This window comes from Mucilaginibacter gotjawali (assembly GCF_002355435.1).
Classification (GTDB): Bacteria; Bacteroidota; Bacteroidia; order Sphingobacteriales; family Sphingobacteriaceae; genus Mucilaginibacter; species Mucilaginibacter gotjawali.
Genome location: NZ_AP017313.1, coordinates 4,140,883 through 4,160,772, shown reverse-complemented (window position 1 = coordinate 4,160,772; position 19,890 = coordinate 4,140,883). Strand labels below are relative to the sequence as shown.

Here is a 19,890-nt window from a genome sequence, read left to right as displayed (position 1 = left end):
TAAACTGCGGATGCAAAGGTTTAGGTTTTTATAATCTGCACATTTGCACATCCGCACATTTGAAATATTTTTCATCCGCACATTTAAAATTAAAGAATGCACGAAATAGAACCATATTATAAATGGCGCGACGATTATATTGCTGCGGAAGACGAATATTCGCCGTTTTATGCAACTGAATACAGTGAGTTTGAATTTGATAAGCAGGTTTACAATTACCTGCTGCATCCGCAATGGGATGCCTTTGGTTCAAATACGCTGTATTTAAAAGTACTTTTTGTTGATTACGAACGTGGTTACACCATCATAGAATTTATAGGCGAGTGGAACGACGCGATCAATAACGATATCATGATGCTGAAACGCGAGATCCTTGACCTGATGACGGATAGTGGTATCCATTATTTCATCCTGATTGGCGAAAACGTATTGAATTTTCACTCATCCGACGATTGTTACTACGAAGAATGGTTCCAGGATGTGGAGGACGGCTGGATAGCCGGCATCAATTTCCGCGAACACGTAATTGATGAGTTTAAACGAAACAATATCGACTACTATATCAATTTCGGTGGGGTATTGGACGACCTGGGCTGGCGTGCATTAAAACCTATCCAGGTATTTAAAAAAGTAGAAGAGCAATTGGTAAGAAGACTGGGGTAGGTAAGAGTCCGAAAGTCCGGAAAGTCAGTAAAGTCCGAAAGACGAACTGGAGTAAACCCGAAACTTTGTTTAAGAACAGGATTTTAATCTTCCGGACTTTCGGTCTTTTCCGACTTCCGGACTCAAACTAAACTTTTTCTCATTTTGGGCGTCTAAAATCTCAACTCTAATAATTAAATTTGTATAAATAAATTTTAAAAGAAAAATGGAAATAAATAAACCTGACTATGTTTATGATAACATAGTCCAAATAAATGATACCGACGCATCGCGTAGGTTTTTAGCTAATGTATTCATGTGGATGTTTGTGGCATTGGGTGTATCTGCGCTGTCCGCATATGTTTTTGCGAATACGCCGTCGCTACTGATGACTCTTGTCGACGTTACTACCGGGCAGTTAACAGGGTTTGCATACATTGCAATGTTTTCGCCGCTAGCATTTGTGCTGCTAATGAGATTTGGCCTTAATCGCATTTCCTATCCCGTTTTGGCTTTACTGTTTGTTGCCTATGCAACTTTAACAGGTATCAGTTTAAGCTTTATACTATTGATTTACACCGCTTCTTCGGTAACTGGCGTATTCTTAACTTCATCAATAGTATTTGGAATTATGGCTATTGCCGGTTACACCACTAAAACTGACCTCACCAAATTTGGCTCTATTTTAATTATGTTTCTTGTTGGTATTGTTGTTGCCAGTCTGGTAAACCTATTTTTGCATAGCTCAGGTCTTCAAATGCTGATCAGCTATATTGGTGTGGCGGTGTTTGTAGGATTAACCGCTTATGACGTACAGAAATTGAAAAACATTGGTGCCGGTTTAGCCTATGGCGATGCCACTGCCTCAAAAATGGCTCTAATGGGTGGTTTAACCCTTTACCTGGATTTTATCAACCTGTTCCTGATGTTGCTGCGTATTTTTGGCAGAAGAAGGTAACAGAAAAATAATCTTTTAAAAAAGCTGCCTCCAATTATTGGAGGCAGCTTTTTTTGTATAGACAAAGTAAAAAATGATATCATTTGACCTGGCTCATTTACGCCTCTTGCATATGATTACTTTATTACGCATCTTTGCAATGCTTATAGAGAAAGACGGAGGGATTAGACCCTGCGAAGTCTTGGCAACCTGTGCTTACAAGGTGCCACATTCTACTTGAGAGCCAACTGGCTCCCGGGAAAGATAAGCGAAGGTCAGTGATCAGACGACTTCTCGATATAAGCTTTTTTTATTAGATGTGAGATATGAGACTTGAGATAAGAGACTGTTTTGTCGGTTTTTATTATCTCATATCTCATATCTCACGTCTCACATCTTAAAAATGGATATCAGAAAAGAACTACAAAAACGCATTCTTGTAATTGACGGGGCAATGGGTACCATGATCCAGCGGTACGAATTATCCGAAGAGGATTTTCGTGGCGAACGGTTTCGCAATCATGGCTCTGATCTTAAAGGAAATAACGACCTGCTGAACATCACACGCCCCGATGTGATCAAAGCCATACATGCTGAATACCTGGAGGCAGGTGCCGATATCATCGAAACGAATACCTTCAGCACCCAGCGCATTTCACTGGCTGATTATCACCTGGAAGAATTGGCCTACGAATTGAGCTATGAAGGCGCCCGCATTGCCCGCGAGGTTGCTGATGAATATAATAAAAAAGACCCGTCCAAACCGCGTTTTGTGGCTGGCGCTGTCGGGCCAACCAACCGTACGGCTTCACTTTCACCGGACGTAAACGACCCGGGCTATCGCGCGGTTAGTTTTGACGATTTGGCAGAAGCCTATTACGACCAGGTGCGCGGCCTTGTAGATGGTGGCGCTGATCTGTTGATCATCGAAACCATATTTGATACCCTAAATGCAAAAGCAGCCCTGTTTGCTATCAACAGGTACTTTAATGAAATAAAAAAGTCTCCCCCAACCGGGGGGAGATTTAGAGGGGGGCCGGACGGGTTGCCCATCATGATCTCCGGCACCATTACTGATGCTTCCGGGCGTACCCTTTCAGGGCAAACGGTGGAAGCCTTCTGGAATTCGGTGCGCCATGCCAATTTATTGTCAGTGGGTTTAAATTGCGCTCTGGGAGCAAAAGAAATGCGGCCGCATATTGAAGAACTTTCGCAAAAAGCGGATGTATTTATCTCTGCATATCCAAATGCAGGCCTTCCAAATGAATTCGGCCAGTACGATGAAACAGCCCACGAAACAGCCCACCAGGTAGACGAGTTTATGAAGGCCGGGCTGGTAAATATTGTTGGCGGCTGCTGTGGTACCACACCTGAGCATATCAAATGTATTGCCGAAAAGGCAGCAAAATACCCGCCCAGGGTGAGGCCTGAAATTGAGCCCTACCTGCGCCTAAGCGGCCTGGAAGCAGTTACCCTTACACCCGAAACTAATTTTGTAAATATTGGCGAACGGACAAACATCACAGGTTCGCCAAAGTTCTCCAAATTGATTTTGGCCGAGGATTATGAAGCGGCATTAACTGTTGCCCGCCAGCAGGTAGAAGGCGGTGCCCAGGTGATCGATATCAACATGGATGAAGGGATGATCGATTCGGAAGCGGTGATGGTAAAGTTCCTTAACCTGGTGGCTTCGGAACCTGATATTGCCAAACTGCCCATCATGATCGACTCCTCCAAATGGACGGTGATTGAAGCTGGTTTAAAATGTTTACAGGGTAAAGGCATCGTCAATTCTATCTCGCTGAAAGAAGGAGAAGAGAAATTTAAAGAATATGCCCGCAAGATATTAAGCTACGGCGCCGCTACAGTAGTGATGGCTTTTGATGAAACCGGCCAGGCCGATTCATTGGAGCGCCGTAAAGAAATTTGCCAGCGATCATACAACATACTCGTCAATGAAATTGGCTTTCCACCGCAGGATATTATCTTCGACCCAAACATCCTGACAGTTGCCACCGGGCTTGAAGAGCATAACAATTACGCGGTTGATTTTATTGAAGCTACCCGCTGGATAAAGGGAAATTTGCCTTATGCCAAAGTAAGCGGCGGGGTAAGTAATATCTCGTTCTCCTTCAGGGGGAATAACGTGGTGCGTGAGGCCATGCACTCCGCATTTTTGTATCATGCCATTAAAGCGGGCCTTGATATGGGCATTGTAAACGCCGGCATGCTGGAGGTTTACGAAGAAATACCGAAAGACCTGCTGGTGCTGGTCGAAGATGTGCTTTTGAATCGCCGTGAGGATGCAACTGAACGCCTGGTAGAGTTTGCTGATACGATAAAATCAAAAGGTAAAGAAATTGTAAGAGATGAAGAATGGCGTAAAGCGCCCGTTGCTGAACGTTTATCGCACGCTTTGGTAAAAGGCATTATTGAATACCTGGATGAAGATGTGGAAGAGGCAAGGCAAGCTTATGCCAAACCTTTGGAAGTAATAGAAGGCCCGTTAATGGACGGGATGAACGTAGTGGGTGATCTTTTTGGTTCAGGCAAGATGTTTTTACCGCAGGTGGTAAAATCGGCCAGGGTAATGAAAAAGGCGGTTGCCTATTTACTGCCCTTTATTGAACTGGAAAAACAAAGGGTGATTGACGCGGGTGAAGATAGCAGCGGAAGCCGCGCCAATGCCGGTAAAGTACTAATGGCTACCGTTAAGGGCGACGTGCACGACATTGGCAAAAATATAGTAGGCGTAGTTTTGGCCTGCAATAATTTCGAGGTGATTGACCTTGGGGTGATGGTTCCGGCGCAAAGGATTATCGAGGAAGCTAAAAAGCAAAATGTAGATATTATCGGCCTGAGTGGGTTGATTACCCCCTCGCTGGATGAAATGGTGCATTTTGCCAAAGAAATGGAGCGCGAAGGGTTTACTATTCCTTTGATTATCGGCGGCGCAACCACCTCGCGCATCCATGCGGCGGTTAAGGTTGACCCGCATTACTCCGGCCCGGCTATCCACGTGCTGGATGCATCACGCAGCGTTACGGTTTGCAGTAGTTTGATGAATAAAGACCAGCGCGGACCGTATGTAAAAAATATAAAGGAAGAATACGCAAAAGCGCGTGAGGCCCATTTAAATAAACGGTCGGACAAACGCTTTATCAGTATTGCGGATGCCCGTAATTCAAAATTACAGATCAATCTGAATGGCGCTATCGCCAATAAACCAACATTTACCGGGACGAAAGTTATTGAAGCATTCCCGCTGGAAGAACTGGTGCCCTATATCGACTGGACGCCATTTTTCCATACCTGGGAGCTAAGGGGCAGCTATCCTAAGATATTTGATGACAAATATGTTGGGGTGGAAGCGAAGAAGCTTTATGATGATGCACAGGTATTATTAAAGAAAATAGTTAAAGAAAAACTGCTTCAGGCAAACGGTGTCATCGGTTTCTGGCCGGCAAACAGCGTAGGGGATGATATTGAATTATATACAGATGAAACCCGCAAAACATTATTAACCACTATCCACACCCTGCGCCAGCAAAGCGAAAAAGTGAAAGGCGAGCCATATTACGCGTTATCTGATTTTATCGCACCAAAGGAAAGCGGCGTGCCCGATTATTTTGGCGGCTTTGCCGTAACCAGCGGGATTGGTTGCGATGAACTGGTGGCTAAATTTGAGGCAGATTACGACGATTATAATAGTATCATGGCCAAAGCCCTTGCCGATAGGTTAGCAGAGGCATTTGCAGAAAAAATGCACGAGTTGGTACGCAAGGAATATTGGGGGTATTCGAAAGGGGAGAACCTGGGGGCCGATGAGCTGATCAAAGAAGAATACCAGGGCATCCGCCCGGCGCCGGGATATCCTGCCTGCCCGGATCATACCGAAAAAACAACCTTATTTGAAATATTAAAGGCCGAAGACAACGCAAAAATGCACCTGACAGAAAGCCTCGCCATGACGCCGGCAGCATCCGTAAGCGGCTTTTATTTTGCACATCCGCAAGCGCGTTATTTTGGTTTAGGTAAGATTAGTAAAGACCAGGTAGAAGATTATGCAAAGCGCAAGAATATGGATTTAGAAACCGTAGAGCGCTGGCTGGGGCCGAATTTGAATTATTAGCCCCCGGCCCCCTAAAGGGGGAGCAACTGCGGGAGCTTACAACAAGAATCATAAAAAATTAAATAAAAATTCCCCCTTTAGGGGGTCAGGGGGCATGAAGATAACCGAACATATTAACAACGCCAAAGGCAAAACACTTTTTTCTTTTGAACTGATACCGCCATTAAAAGGGCATAGCATACAGGGTTTGTATGATGCTATTGACCCTCTAATGGAATTTAAACCGCCTTTTATTGACGTTACCTCGCTGCGTGAGGACTTCATCTACAAACAGCATCCCAATGGTTTACTGGAGAAACTGAGCTACCGCAAGCGCCCGGGAACTATCGCTATTTGTGCGGCCATCATGAATAAATACAAAGTGGATACTGTTCCGCATTTATTGTGTGGAGGGTTTACTAAAGACGAAACCGAAAATGGACTGATCGACCTGCAGTTTTTAGGCATCGAAAATGTTTTGGTTCTGCGCGGCGATGCCCGCAAAGCTGATGCCTCATTTATCCCGACTCCCAACGGACACAATTATGCAACCGATCTTTTGGAGCAGGTGGTAAATATGAATAACGGTGTTTACCTGCACGAAAATAACGAAGAAAACCTGAAAACCGATTTCTGTATCGGCGTAGCAGGTTATCCCGAAAAACATTTTGAGGCCCCCAATCTGAAGACTGATTTTAAATACCTGAAACAAAAGATAGACATGGGTGCAAATTTCATTGTAACCCAAATGTTTTTCGATAACCAGAAGTATTTTGATTTTGTAAATAATTGCCGGGCAAATGGCATCACTGTGCCCATTATCCCGGGGTTAAAACCGGTTACAGGCTCCAAACAATTGGTTAACCTATCCAAAACCTTTCATATTGATATGCCCGAAGACCTTTGCGACGCCATAAACGCCTGTAAATCCGAGAAAGATGTTAGGGACGTGGGTATTGAGTGGATGATCAACCAGTGTAAAGAATTGATGGCTTTTGGTGTGCCGGTATTGCATTTTTATACTATGAGTAACGCAGGGCCAACAAAAAGAATTGCGGAAGCGATATTTTAACCTTTTGTGATATCGTTTAATACTATTTTAGCAGCACGAATATAATATTCGATGTTAGATATGGGATTCCTGGTTTTCGAAATTAAAAAAGCCCCCAATGTAAGATTTGGATTGCCTCCATATCTTGAACGTAGTAGATTCAAATATTCATTTTTGGTACTGGTCGAACGATGTGCAACGTGATTTCTCACTATTCGCATTTCATTAATAATATTTCCATGTATTTGAATGTTAGAATAAAAACAGTCTGTAATGTTCAATACAAATTGAATACTGTCCCGTATATAAGAAGCTTTTGTCCATTTCAAATACCGGCTGGCTCTTCTCCTATTATGAGTCAACATATTGACATGTGCATCTTGCATGCTTCGGCATCTTAACAACACAATTGGGGGAGTGCCGTTTTTATATTTCGCTCCGCAGGCTAGTTTTAACGCTACTTCTTCTATTGATATTTCTACTATAGAAAATAGTCGCAACATGATTATTTCGCTAATCATGTATTGATGTTTTACATCTAATCCAGTACAATTATTTATATAATTCTCCAGTACAGTTATATCGCTAATACTTTTATTATATGATTTATTTATACTTAAATTGGGCACTAGGAAATATAGTTGTAAATATAGTTATCTCTTATGGTTCTGTTGTTTAACCGCTGGGTACTTGCTGAACAGGCATTATAAAAATTCGCATCTTCTTTAGTCCGTTCTGTTAATGGTTTATCGGAATTGTACCTATTGTCGATTTCCATTATTCCTTTCTCGATTTTTGATATCGAAATTTTGGGCAACTTATCAATCGCAATAATTAATGAAAAGAATATTGGTTGCCTGCTGAAAATTGTCTGTTTAATTGCGTCTGGGTTGAGGGAAACGATAGTGTCAAAAATATTTGTAAGTCTCTTGTCAACATTTTCCATCTCCGCAAAATTTTCATCATTGTCTTTATAATACTTATCTATCTTCGGTTGGCTAAAATCTGTGAGCCCCTCTATTAAATTAATGATTAAATCAGATATAAATTGTACTTCATTCATTCTGGCAACATCGTTGCCAGAAAATATTTTATATTCTTTCCACAAGTCTGTTCTAAGTACTGATTCTTTAACGCAGAATTGCTTAAATTCTCCACTATAGACTGCGTTTCGTTTTTCCTGTACATTTAATGTTTTCGATACTGAGTTTATTCTAGCAAAAATATCGATCACATCAGAATCAGTTGCTCCCAAAAGATATCCAACGGGAATAGACGTTAAAAGTAAATCCTGTTTTTCTGTTTTAGTTAACTCGGAGAATTTGATCAGTTTTTTATGGTTGGGATGTCTAGCAGAATATTCATTATTACAATAGGCTATTATTGCATTTGTTCTTTGTTGACCGTCTACAACTTCCTTAATGCTTATACCTTTTTGTAAATCCAAAGAATGCCTTATATAGATAGAAGGCAATGGCTTCTTTTCGAAAAGTGTGTTCACAAGATATGATTGCTGCGGTTTGTTCCAAACCGAGCGCCTTTGATACCACGGAGTCAGATTAAGTTCCCCCTTGTTTGCTAAATTTATTATGTCCTGAATTACTAAAGACTGATAATCAACTCTATCCATTTAATTTTTATTTTGTGTAAATGTACAAATTAAGTTTATTAACCGAATTAGATGTAAACCAATAAGAAATTTTGGATTTAGTATTTGTTGGTTTGTTGTTAGAACAAATGCTGTTAGGGACATTTAAATATTCAAACAAAGTAGATTGCTTTAATTTGACTGACTGTCAGAGGGAATTTATATGAATAATGGAACATAAAAGCCATATTTGTAATTATAACCAAAACCTGATCATAACCTATGAAATTTCTTCAATCATTGTGGACGGGGCCCTCCGGATCTTCTGATGTAAATCCTGTAAGTCTTAAAGCGGGCTGGCAATCCAGCGAATTTCATTGGATGAGTTGGGCATTAAGCTGCTTGAATGCAAAAAATAATTTAGGCGAAGTACACCTTATTACAGATCTGAAAGGGAAGGAGATACTTATTGATCAGCTGCAGTTGCCCTATGCAACAGTGTCTACTGATTTGGAAAAAAGGCTCGACCAATACCCCGCGGATTTATTTGCGCTTGCCAAAATATATAGCTACAGTATTCAGGAACAACCTTTTCTCCATTTGGATAGCGACGTGTACTTTTTCCAAAAACCCGTGAAAGCTTTTTTTGACAATAGTCTTATCGCGCAAAACCTGGATAAAAATCTACCCCTATATTATCATGCTTTAAATGAGATAAATAGCAACTTCAACTATATCCCTCCTGTTTTTTCAAGGGAGAATTATCAACACCAGGATCTTTACGCCAGCAATGCCGGCATATTGGGAGGCAATCATCCCGAATTCTTTAAAAAATATAGCCGCGAAGCTTTTGATTTTATTGACCAAAACAGGGATGGTTTTGATAAGTTAAGACTGGGAAGTCTGAACTTTATTTTTGAACAATACCTGTTTTGTCAGCTTGCAAAAAGGGAGAACATACCGATAGCTTATTTAAAAGATGAGGTGGATAATCCCGTCTTTTTGGATTATATAAAATTTGACGATTTTCCGGATGTGCAAATGATCCACCCGGTTGGCAACTTTAAAAAATACCGGCATGTGTGTAACCACGTTGCAAAAAAGTTAAGAGCCGATTATCCCGAATATTATTACAGGATAGTTGAGGTTGTAAAAAAGGCGGGTATTGAAATAAGCAGCCGGGTGTACCAGATGCCGTACTTTAAATATGAAGGATCGATGCTTCCTGAAAGCGACGGTAGTTTAGTTAAGCCGGTGAGTGAAACTGTACGGCGACGCACTAAAGCAGCGATGGACTACTTAAATCGCAAATATGGACTTGATTTTCATTTTAATGCAGCCGATGATTTAGCCAATGATCTTGTACAAAGCTTTCTGGCACTAATAACAGAAGAAAATGACAGAGAATGCTTTTGGGACCTGTTAGCAGTAGAATCACAAGAAAACTCATTGTTTAAGGAATTAGTTAATGAACCAGGTTCAGTGCAACGCTTATATAACGAGGATGCAATTGCTTACAAACGGATTCAAACTACGTTTTGTATGGTCGAGCAGAATTACTTAAGTGTTAAACTAACAGTTAAAAAAGAGTGCCGGCTTATTGAAACGGGGTGGAACTGGAAATATGACTTTAACGAAAATATCGATGCCGTAACCGAACAGAATTTTAACCTTGAAAAGTCGGCTTATACGGCTTTAATAATGCCGGATATATTACCATTAAATATAAGGGAATACTATATAGATGAGCTTGACCTGCTTATTTTCAATTATATTACGAATATAATCACGATTGAAGAGCTGATAAGCAAAATGGAACAATATTTTGATGAGGAGGAAATTAAGGCGGATTATTTATCTTTCAGGAAATTGATTGTTGGCATTGTTAAGCAATTATTGTACGCCGGGGCAATAGAAATTATTTTTTAGATTTATTTGCGATTAACCAATAAAACATTTAGATTTAAATATCAATTAATAAACCTAAATCAAAAATGCTATGAAAAAGCAGGTAAAACCAAATGGCAAATTCAGCCTTTCAAAAGAATTAACAAAAAGCGAAATGAAACAAGTGGTTGGCGGCCTAAGCGGCAGTCAAACTTATTGTTCTGGAACGCCTGGCACACCGTTTCCGGTGGCAGGAAGCATGAAAATCGGATGTCAGCCGGCTTACTGTGCCGGCGCCGGACATGGATCATTCCTTTATTGCGCTTAATTTGGGGCTGCACTTTACTTTTGGTGCAACAAAGCAAAAATGCCTTCCAAATTTTGGGAGGCATTTTTGTTAGCCCTAACAGTTAAAAACAGGGAAGTCGGTTTTAAAATATTTCATGGTGACAGAAGATAAAAACCTTAGTTTTCTATGTCCCAGCGGGACATTTGGTTGGTAGATTTGCATAAATAAGCACGAGGCGTTCCAATAGGAACGCTTGGTGAACTTACGAATTGATATTCTACCAACGAAATGTGCCTACGACACATCCAAAAAGACGAAACCAAGTTCAGAAATCTTAAAAGCGATTTCCCTGCAGTTAAAAACGTAAAACAGGCTAATTGATTAATATTATTCAATTTACCGAGTTTTACCAAACCTTAATTCTGTCTTCTGGTTTTTGATACATCTTATCACCCGGTTTTACATTGAATGCGGCATACCACGCATCAATATTGGTAATAGGCGCATTGGCCCGGAACTGCTCAGGTGAATGCGGGTCGGTCAAAATACGCTGGGCGGCAGCTTCGGGGCGTTGCGAGCTTCTCCATACCTGTGCCCACGACAGGAAGAACCGCTGATCGGGCGTAAACCCATTGATCTTTTTATGCGAATGGCCTTCTTTGGTCTTTTTAAATGCAGCATACGCTACATTTAGGCCGCCAAGGTCGGCAAGGTTTTCGCCAAGTGTAAGTTTGCCATTTACATGAAGGGTATCCAGCACAGTAAAGCCATTGTATTGGGTAACCACCTGGTCGGCGCGGGTTTTAAATTTATCGGCATCATCCTTTGTCCACCAGTCGCGCAGTGTACCATCGGCATCATACTGGCGGCCCTGGTCATCAAAACCATGGGTCATTTCGTGGCCTATTACGGCGCCAATGCCGCCATAGTTTACGGCATCATCTGCTCCAAAATCAAAGAAAGGGAATTGCAGGATTCCTGCCGGGAAAACGATCTCGTTATTTACCGGGTTGTAATAGGCATTTACGGTAGGCGGCGACATTCCCCAGCGCTTTTTATCCACCGGCTTACTGATCTGGCTCACGCCGTAATTATACCTCCATTCGGATACGCGTTTCAGGTTACCGAAATAATCGTTCCTGTCAATCTCCAGCCCGCTGTACGTTTGCCATTTATCAGGGTAACCTATCTTTACGGTAAAGGCAGCCAGTTTTTTAAGGGCCCGGGTTTTGGTTGCCTCACTCATCCATGCCAGGTTTTTAATGCGTTCACCAAGGGTAACTTTAAGGTTGTTTACCAGGTTAACCATGTATTGTTTAGCTGCAGGGGTAAAGTATTTAGCTACGTATAACTGGCCAAGCAATTCACCTTCGCTGCCGTCAACCAGGCGGGCCATGCGCTCGTTGCGTGGTGTCTGCACCTTTTGCCCGCTTAAAGCAGCACTAAAATCAAAATTAGCCTTTACAAAAGGTGAACTTAGAGATCCTGCTGAACCTTTTAAGATATTCCACTTCAAATAAACTTTCCAATCGCTTACAGGGGTTTCAGTCAATAAAGCGTCTTCTGCCTTAAAAAAGCCGGGCTGGCCAACTAAAAGCGTATCCTGGCCGCCAACTTTCATTTCGGGCATCAATTCAACCCAGTTTAAATGTGGCGTAGTTTTGCTGAAATCAGCTACCGAGAATTTATTGTAGGTAACATTCGGATCGCGCATAGCTACCCGGCTGAGCTGTGCTTTGGCCAGCGTTTTTTCGATATTAAAAATCGTTTCCGCATTTTTTACACCGTCATCATGGTTTAAGCCGGTTAATGTAAATAAATTAACAATGTATTGTTTGTAGGCATCCTGGATCTTTACACTGCGTGCATCGCTTTTCAGGTAATTGTCGCGGTCGGGCAGGCTGGTGCCGCCCTGGTTAAGGTTGGCGATATTTTTATTCGGGTGTTTATCATCGGGGCCAACCCCAAAACGGAATAATGGGTCGGCCTCGCCATGCGTACGCTCAAACACCACTTCGCTGATCACCCCGTTAAGGTCGGATATTTTATCAATTCTTTCCAGGATCGGTTTTATCGGGTCATAACCAAGTTTTTCAATGGCAACTGTATCCATCGCGCTGGCATACAAGTCGCCCACGCGTTGCTCCAAACTGCCTTTGGGATGCTGTGTTTTACTAACGGTTTTTAATAATTCAAGCAGTTTGTTGGTGTTTCCCTGGCTCAATATGCCGAAACTGCCCCAACGGGTTTCTTTGCCGGGTATCGGGTTGTTCTTTATCCAGTTGCCATTGGCATACTCATAAAAATCATCACCGGGCTTAACAGAAAGATCCATGTTTGCCGGATCAATATACTTCATCGGCGGTTTTTTGTGCCCCGGTTTTTTATCGCCTATAACCTTAAACGCGCTTACCGAAAGGCCAACAAGGCCGATCAGCATAAAATGGGTAAATTTTACTTTCATTTAGTTAATTCTTTAATAATGAGGGTCAGTCAGTTTTTTTTAAGGCATTAATTTCATGCCCGAAAAATTAAAGGTAGTAAATAAAGAATATTGCCGCCAACAGATGGCGATATAACCTAACGGTTAAACCATTTGATTAAAAATGATGAGCGCATTTTTTTTAAAATATCCAGTAAAAAACGCTGAACAGGCACTGATTTCATGGACGGGAGCTTAGTTTAGTAAGATAACGCTGTATTGTAAAAATATTGTGATGGGGTGAAGAGTCCATAGACGATGGTCGATGGACCATAGCTCATTCGCTGTTAATGTTGAGAAATTCTTTCTATGGACCATGGACTATGGTCTATGGACAAAAAACTATGAACCATAAAAGCAAAACCCTATTTTTGCACCCTATGAGTATTTCTAAAACATACGAGCCGAAAGCAACCGAAGAGAAGTGGTACAGTTACTGGTTACAGCATGAGTTTTTTAGGTCGGTGCCTGATGAACGCGAACCTTACACCATCGTAATTCCGCCGCCAAACGTCACAGGTGTGCTGCACATGGGCCATATGCTTAATAATACCATACAGGATGTTTTGATCCGCCGTGCCCGTATGAAAGGCAAAAATGCCTGCTGGGTACCGGGAACCGACCACGCCAGTATTGCTACCGAAGCCAAAGTAGTTGCCATGCTAAAGGAAAAGGGCATCGCAAAAAAAGATCTTACCCGTCCGGAATTTATGGCTCACGCCTGGGAATGGAAAGAGAAATACGGCGGTATCATCCTTGAACAACTAAAAAAACTCGGTGCTTCCTGCGATTGGGAACGGACACGTTTTACCATGGAGGATGAATTATCCGATGCGGTTATAGACACCTTTATTCATTTGTATAAAAAGGGTCAGATTTACCGCGGCGTACGTATGGTGAACTGGGACCCGCAAGGGAAAACTGCGGTGAGTGATGAAGAGGTGATCCGTAAAGAAGTTAACCAAAAGCTTTATTATATCAGGTATAAAGTCGTAAGTCCTCAGTCTGAAGTCTTGAGTCAGGAGTCTGCTCTGGATTACCTGACTATTGCCACCACCCGGCCCGAAACGATCATGGCTGACGCAGCGATCTGTATTAACCCGAATGACGAACGGTATTTTCATTTGCATGGCAAAACCGTTTTAATTCCGTTAATCAACCGGGAGATCCCGGTGATCCTGGACGAATATGTTACCATGGATTTTGGTACCGGCTGTTTAAAAGTTACCCCTGCGCATGACTTGAACGATTATGAGCTTGGGCAAAAACACCATCTGCCGGTTATTGATATTTTAAATGACGACGGTACATTGAACGAAAAAGCCCAAATTTTAGTTGGAGAGGATCGTTTTATTGCCCGAAAAAAAATAGCCGTTTTATTGGAAACAGATGGCAGCCTTGAGAAAGTAGAAGAGTACAAATCGCAGATTGGCTTTTCAGAACGGACCGATGCAGTTATTGAGCCAAAACTATCCATGCAATGGTTTTGCAGGATGGACGAAATGGCCAAACCTGCGCTTGACTATGTGTTGAAAGGCGATATTAAGCTGATCCCTGAAAAGTTTATCAATACCTACCGCAACTGGATGGAAAACGTGCGCGATTGGTGCATTAGCCGCCAGCTATGGTGGGGCCAGCAGATCCCTGCCTGGTATTTACCAAACGGGCAGTTTGTAATTGCCAAAACACGCGAAGAAGCTTTTGAATTGGCCAAAAATCTCACATCTCACATCTCACAGCTCACATCTGAGGATTTAAAACAGGATGAAGACGTATTGGATACCTGGTTCTCATCATGGCTTTGGCCTATATCCGTTTTTGATGGTTTTAAGGATCCCAATAATGCCGATATTAACTACTATTATCCAACCAACGACCTGGTAACCGCGCCGGAGATCTTATTTTTCTGGGTAGCCAGGATGATCATGGCGGGGCATGAATTCAGGGGCGAGGTGCCGTTTAAAAATGTTTACCTCACCGGGATAGTTCGTGACAAGCTTGGGCGTAAAATGTCAAAATCATTGGGCAACTCGCCTGACCCGCTCGGCTTGATTGAAAAGTATGGCGCCGATGGCGTAAGGGTAGGGATGCTGCTTTGTTCGCCGGCAGGAAACGACCTGATGTTTGATGAAAGCTATTGTGAGCAGGGAAGTAAATTTGCCAATAAGATCTGGAATGCCTTCAGGCTGGTAAAAGGCTGGGAAGTTAACGAAACCCTTGAAAATAATAATGATTTAGCCATTGAATGGTTTGAAAGCAGGTTTAACCAGGCACTGGCCGAAATTGAAGATTATTTTGAACAATACCGGATTTCGGATGCTTTAATGGCAACCTATAAATTGGTATGGGACGATTTTTGCGCCTGGTACCTGGAAATGGTGAAGCCCGAATATCAGCAACCGATTGACAGAGAAACGCTTAATAGAACTATTGGATTTTTTGAAAATATTTTAAAGGTCCTGCACCCATTTATGCCATTTATATCTGAGGAATTATGGCATGATGAGGAGTTGTTCGGCACACGTTCGGTATATGATTGCTGCATCGTTGCCCAATTACCAAGCAATGGGAAAATTAATACCCAGCTGCTGTCGGATATAGAAATTGTGAAGCAAATTGTCACCCAGGTTAGAAATATTCGCAACCAAAAACAGATCGCTCCAAAAGAGAAACTTGCACTTTCCGTTAAAGCAAATTCCGGTATACTTTATAAAATTTATGAGGAGGTGATTTGCAAATCTGCCAATATAAACGACTTCAATATCGTTACTGATAAAATAGTTGGTGCAGTGAGCTTTATGGTGTCAACCGACGAGTTTTATGTTCCTTTAAATGAAACTTTAGACCCGGTTGCCGAGTGTGCAAAGCTTAAAAAAGAACAGGAGTATTATATAGGGTTCCTTCGTTCAGTTAACTCAAAGTTAGGGAACGAAAGGTTTATGAGCAACGCGAAACCCGAGATCATAGAGGGTGAGTTACGGAAAAAAGCGGATGCCGAAGCTAAGTTGAAGATCATTGAAGAGAATTTAGAAGCTTTGGCTTGTTAATTGCATTTGAAACTGTGATAAATTATAGATGAAGCAGGGCGCCCAATGGGCCTGGCCTTGTATTGCTGAATTTTTATTGCAGATTTTAAACTTAACAATTTAGGCCATTTCTTAATGAACAGGAAAGTAAGTTTTTTTAACTTTTCACTTAATAATATTCTTTCAAAGGACCAATCTCTTCTTGACCAGGCACGGATACGTTTACTTTATTATGGCTTCTGGATAGTGGGGGTAGCTGTGTTCGGCCTTTTTATAAGTGTTTATTTTCAACGCCAGGCCTTACTCACCATTACTGCAGGTATTTTGCTCGTGTCGTTATTGGTATTGTTTAAATACCTGACCTACCGGGCCAACTGGAAGCAAATTTCGCACGCTGTGCTAATTATTGCTACCATCATTAACCTTAATAATGTTTTTATTGCCATGCAGAAGGTTGATATTATTACGGTACAGGTAATTTTATTAGTTATACTGTTTAGTTATTATATGATCGGGCAGCGCTGGGGTTTGTTCTACTCGTTGTTGAACCTGGTGCCCGTAATGGTATTTTTGCTGATTTCCTATAAGGGCAACTATTCCATAGCACTTCGTCCCGAGTCGGTTGACCAGTCGACGATCATTATCAGCATTTTTGCTAATTTTATATTGATCATTTACATCCACAGCCATTTTTACGGGGCATTTTTAAATAATATCCGTGAGTTAAAAGAAAACGGGGAAAAACAGGTGGAACTGAATGCCGAACTTGAGCTGGCTATTGAGAAGGCGGAAAAATCATCCAGGATAAAATCCGAATTCCTGGCCACTATGTCGCATGAGATCAGGACGCCGCTTAATGCCATTATCGGTATGAGCAATGTAATGTTAATGGCAAAGCCCAGGCCCGACCAGGTGGAAAACCTTGATGTTTTGAAGTTTTCGGCCAATAACCTGATGGCAATCGTAAATGATGTGCTTGATTTTAACAAGATAGAGGCAGGGAAAGTGATTTTTGAAAAAACAAGGTTTAATCTTGTTGAAGTGGTTGAAAATATTTGCGGTTCCGAAAAAATTAAAGCCGAACAAAAAGGGCTGGAGTTTATGGTGAAAATAGACCCTTTGCTAAACGAGAAAACGTTGATTGGCGACCCTACCCGCCTTGGACAAATATTATTTAATTTGGTTAGCAACGCCATCAAATTTACCCAGGCCGGTAACATATGGATCAAAGCATCTTTTCACGAAAGCCAGGGTAATAATATTACGGTGAATTTTGTGGTTAAGGATACGGGGATAGGTATAGATCAACGAAACCTTGAAAGTATTTTTGAACCATTTACGCAGGAATCAATAACCACAACCCGGCAATACGGCGGCACCGGCATGGGCCTTGCCATTGTAAAGCGACTGCTTGAATTGCAGGGGCTGCAGATGTATGTAACCAGTAAAGTAGGCCGCGGTTCAGAGTTTTCGTTCAGTATGGATTTTCCGGTTGCTGCTGCTATTGATGATGCCGATGACAAAAATACATTGCTTAACTACGCCGAATCTTTTGAGAATTTGAGGATGCTGATTGCCGAAGATAACCCGGTTAACGTGTTGCTGATGAAGAAGCTGCTTTCTAAATGGAGAATAAAACCTGTTATTGCCAACAACGGGCAGCATGTAATAGAACTAGCCAAAGAAAGCGATTTTGATATTATTTTGATGGATCTGCAAATGCCGGTGATGAATGGGTTCGATGCTGCGATGGAGATCCGCAGGCTGCAGGATCCAAGGAAAGCGCTTACGCCCATTATCGCCCTTACAGCCGCCGCGTTATATGATATCAGGGCACAGGTATTAAAGGCCGGTATGAATGATTATGTTTCGAAACCGTTTAAGCCTGAAGAATTGCTTGAAAAGATCCAAAACCTGGTTGCAGCAGTGCATTAATCACATCTGGGCGTAGGTGGGCAATTCCTCTATAAATTTATAATTCACAGCCTCAAAATCTATCAGGCAAAAGTAATGCTGCAATCCGTTGGTAACGGCAATTACCTTTACCTTGTGCACCATATTATAACGCGCTACCTGGTCGAAAACTTTTTGATCAATATTTACCGAGGGGGCTTTGCATTCAACCAGTAATATTTTCTCGCCCGCAGGGTTATAAACCACAATGTCCGATCGTTTGGCCATCCCGTGCAGCTTATGCCCGCCTTCCAGTTTAATGAGGGTTTTTGGGTATTTTTTTTGGTTGATAAGGTATTGCACAAAATGCTGCCGCACCCATTCCTCCGGGGTAATGACGATGTTCTTTTTTCTGATGGGATCAAACATTATCAATTGCCCGTTTTGGTCGGTAATTTTAAAAGGGTAAGGGGGCAACTGAAGCGGAATCAACAAATCCATGGTGCGAAAATGATCAATTTAACGCTAGAATCCTAATAATGGGCAGAGGGCAGCAAATCGATTAGTAACAATTTTTCACCAATGACTAATGACCGATACCCAACGACTTTTCATAATAAATTTCCGTAATTTGCCGGTGAAATGACGGCCACCGAATTACTGAAAGACTTAAAAAACCGCAAATACAAACCTATTTACCTGTTGCATGGTGAAGAGCCTTATTATATCGACCTGGTAAGCGATTTTATAGAACACAAACTGCTTTCTGACGCGGAAAAAGGCTTTAATCAAACGGTATTTTATGGTAAGGATACGGATATCATGTCTGTGTTAAATGCATCCAAACGTTACCCGATGATGGCTGATTACCAGGTAGTTTTGGTAAAAGAGGCCCAGGATATGAAATGGGGAAATGATGATGGGGATAAAAAAGGCATTAATCCATTATTAAGCTATCTCGAAAGCCCCTTATCAAGCACTATCCTCGTGTTTTGCTATAAATACGGCAAATTCGACAAAAGAAAGAAAACCTATAAGGCTATTGAAAAAAGCGGTTTAATATTTGAATCCGCAGCCCTTTATGACAGTAAAGTGCCAGCCTGGATAGAGGATTTTATTGCCGGGAAGGGCTACAAAATAAACCAGCAGGCCTCATTGATGCTGGCCGAATATTTAGGAAATGATCTTTCAAAGATTGCCAACGAGCTTGAAAAACTCATGCTGAACATATCGGCAGGGCAGGAGATCAACCTTAAACTGATACAGGATAATATCGGCATCAGTAAAGAGTATAATGTATTTGAGCTGCAGGCAGCTCTTGGAAAAAAAGATGCTTTCAAAGCTAACCAGATCATTAATTATTTCGAGGCAAATCCCAAAGCCAACCCGATTGTGCTGGTATTGGGAAATCTGAATAATTTTTTCAGCAAGGTGCTGGTTTATCATTATGTGAAAGACAAGTCGCCCCAAAACCTGGCGCGCGAATTAGGCGTAAGCCCCTATTTTATCAAGGATTATGAACAGGCTGGCAGGAGTTACAGCTATGGCAAAACAATGCAGATTATCAGTTACCTGCGTGAGTACGATGTGAAAAGCAAAGGCGTTGATTCAACTACCGGCCATGGTGGGTTGATGAAGGAACTGATTTTTAAGATATTGCATTGAATAGCATCAGATAAAGTGAGTTTTTACCAGCCCTCTCTTTTAAGAGAGAGGAGCTCCACCGGGGAAATTCAAACCCAATTGTACGTGCTATAAACAGGTAGTTCCGCCGGAACTATTACGGCCTTCTGTCTATGACTCCGGAGGAATTGCTTGGTTATAACGTAAGCGATTCCCAACGTTCTGCAACCTCCCCGTTTTCAATAAGCAACCTATCAAACCATGTGGTAGTATATTTTTTTGACCGGTCTTTTGGGTCAGGGTTCATTTCCTTAAAACTAAGCACCACTAAATCGCCTTCGGCGACGATTGAATAAGGGGT

13 protein-coding genes and 1 riboswitch are annotated in these 19,890 nt (G+C 41.9%); of the genes, 9 read left to right on the top strand and 4 right to left on the bottom strand.

Annotation, left to right across the window (positions count from 1 at the left end):
* The first annotated feature begins 96 nt into the window (after positions 1–96).
* From MgSA37_RS18375 to metF, 4 genes are all read left to right on the top strand, one after another.
* A complete protein-coding gene (locus MgSA37_RS18375) occupies positions 97–663 on the top strand; it encodes a hypothetical protein (RefSeq protein WP_096353973.1) in 567 nt (188 codons plus the stop codon).
* A gap of 205 nt (positions 664–868) precedes the next feature.
* On the top strand, positions 869–1,600 hold the full coding sequence (locus MgSA37_RS18370) for a Bax inhibitor-1/YccA family protein (protein WP_096353972.1): 732 nt from the start codon (positions 869–871) through the stop codon (positions 1,598–1,600).
* A 140-nt stretch (positions 1,601–1,740) separates the two neighbouring features.
* Positions 1,741–1,850, top strand: a riboswitch (SAM riboswitch).
* Between the two features lie 132 nt (positions 1,851–1,982).
* Complete coding sequence (gene metH, locus MgSA37_RS18365) at positions 1,983–5,711, top strand: methionine synthase (RefSeq protein WP_096353971.1); 3,729 nt, start codon at positions 1,983–1,985, stop codon at positions 5,709–5,711.
* Between the two features lie 94 nt (positions 5,712–5,805).
* The gene (metF, locus tag MgSA37_RS18360; RefSeq protein ID WP_096353970.1) at positions 5,806–6,762 is read left to right on the top strand and encodes a methylenetetrahydrofolate reductase [NAD(P)H]; all 957 of its coding nucleotides are present in this window, start codon (positions 5,806–5,808) and stop codon (positions 6,760–6,762) included.
* On the opposite strand, the gene MgSA37_RS18355 is transcribed toward metF, so the two are convergent.
* Together MgSA37_RS18355 and MgSA37_RS18350 are read right to left on the bottom strand one after the other, a co-directional pair.
* The gene (locus MgSA37_RS18355; RefSeq protein WP_157750628.1) at positions 6,759–7,262 is read right to left on the bottom strand and encodes a hypothetical protein; all 504 of its coding nucleotides are present in this window, start codon (positions 7,260–7,262) and stop codon (positions 6,759–6,761) included. The two genes, metF and MgSA37_RS18355, sit on opposite strands and share 4 nt — an antisense overlap.
* A gap of 107 nt (positions 7,263–7,369) precedes the next feature.
* The gene (locus MgSA37_RS18350; RefSeq protein ID WP_096353967.1) at positions 7,370–8,371 is read right to left on the bottom strand and encodes a DUF262 domain-containing protein; all 1,002 of its coding nucleotides are present in this window, start codon (positions 8,369–8,371) and stop codon (positions 7,370–7,372) included.
* Between the two features lie 240 nt (positions 8,372–8,611).
* On the opposite strand from MgSA37_RS18350, the gene MgSA37_RS18345 reads away from it, so the two are divergent.
* Together MgSA37_RS18345 and MgSA37_RS18340 are read left to right on the top strand one after the other, a co-directional pair.
* Positions 8,612–10,258 carry a DUF6734 family protein gene (locus tag MgSA37_RS18345; RefSeq protein WP_157750627.1) on the top strand — a complete coding sequence of 549 codons (1,647 nt, stop codon included), beginning with the start codon at positions 8,612–8,614 and terminating at the stop codon, positions 10,256–10,258.
* Between the two features lie 70 nt (positions 10,259–10,328).
* On the top strand, positions 10,329–10,544 hold the full coding sequence (locus tag MgSA37_RS18340) for a bacteriocin (RefSeq protein WP_096353964.1): 216 nt from the start codon (positions 10,329–10,331) through the stop codon (positions 10,542–10,544).
* Positions 10,545–10,911: 367 nt separating this feature from the next.
* Here the strand turns inward: MgSA37_RS18340 and MgSA37_RS18335 are convergent, their stop codons facing one another.
* Entirely contained in the window at positions 10,912–12,969 is a 2,058-nt protein-coding gene (locus tag MgSA37_RS18335; RefSeq protein WP_096353963.1) for a M13 family metallopeptidase, read from the bottom strand.
* Between the two features lie 398 nt (positions 12,970–13,367).
* Between MgSA37_RS18335 and MgSA37_RS18330 the strand changes: the two genes are divergently transcribed.
* Both MgSA37_RS18330 and MgSA37_RS18325 read left to right on the top strand, forming a co-directional pair.
* Positions 13,368–16,034 carry a valine--tRNA ligase gene (locus tag MgSA37_RS18330; protein WP_096353961.1) on the top strand — a complete coding sequence of 889 codons (2,667 nt, stop codon included), beginning with the start codon at positions 13,368–13,370 and terminating at the stop codon, positions 16,032–16,034.
* 114 nt (positions 16,035–16,148) lie between these two features.
* Positions 16,149–17,948 carry an ATP-binding protein gene (locus MgSA37_RS18325; RefSeq protein ID WP_096353960.1) on the top strand — a complete coding sequence of 600 codons (1,800 nt, stop codon included), beginning with the start codon at positions 16,149–16,151 and terminating at the stop codon, positions 17,946–17,948.
* Here the strand turns inward: MgSA37_RS18325 and MgSA37_RS18320 are convergent, their stop codons facing one another.
* Positions 17,949–18,407, bottom strand: a complete 459-nt coding sequence (locus tag MgSA37_RS18320; protein WP_096353958.1) for a type I restriction enzyme HsdR N-terminal domain-containing protein — start codon at positions 18,405–18,407, stop codon at positions 17,949–17,951.
* Between the two features lie 141 nt (positions 18,408–18,548).
* Between MgSA37_RS18320 and holA the strand changes: the two genes are divergently transcribed.
* On the top strand, positions 18,549–19,571 hold the full coding sequence (gene holA, locus MgSA37_RS18315) for a DNA polymerase III subunit delta (RefSeq protein ID WP_096353957.1): 1,023 nt from the start codon (positions 18,549–18,551) through the stop codon (positions 19,569–19,571).
* The last annotated feature ends 319 nt before the right edge of the window (positions 19,572–19,890 follow it).